The organism is Vibrio sp. Y176 (genome assembly GCF_033438945.1).
In genome coordinates this window covers 1-513 of record NZ_JAWOQS010001213.1, presented here as the reverse complement: position 1 = coordinate 513, position 513 = coordinate 1, and the positions used below count along the sequence as shown (strand labels likewise).

The window sequence follows — 513 nt, the reverse complement described above, 5'->3', positions numbered from 1 at the left end:
GACGTGCGGATTTTTATCAGCTCTTGATAGCGCAACCCCCACTTAGGCTTAACCATCACGCCCGCTTTAATAAGGAAAGGGATTTGAAATAAGAACTGAACCAAACCACCTAAAAACACACCGATAGCCAGACCGATTTCCGGTTGAGACATCTGTGGCGAGATAAACCAAGCCGCCAGAATGATCATGACATTCAAAAAGACCGGAGTGAATGAGGAGACGGCAAACTTGCCGAGTGTGTTAAGAATGGCTCCGGAAAGCGCAACAAAGGTGATGAACCATAAATAAGGGAAGGTAATTTTGAGCATCAGACTGGCTAGCTCAAATTTCTCTGCGGCCGGCCCACCATGCATCCAATCTAAAAACCAGCCAAAACCAAACAGCGCGGTTACCACACCAGAGCCCAGCACGCCCAGCACGGTAACAATAGAGACAATAACCCCTAACGTACCGGCAGCACGAGCAATCAACTCGCGTGTTTTGTCCATATCACCTTGAGCGTGATTCTCCGTT

General features: G+C 48.3%; 1 protein-coding gene. It reads right to left on the bottom strand.

Going from position 1 to position 513, the window contains the following annotated elements; all coding sequences use genetic code 11:
* A partial coding sequence (locus R7O13_RS31035) for a lipid II flippase MurJ (RefSeq protein ID WP_318305748.1) occupies positions 1-513 on the bottom strand: 513 nt, incomplete at both ends.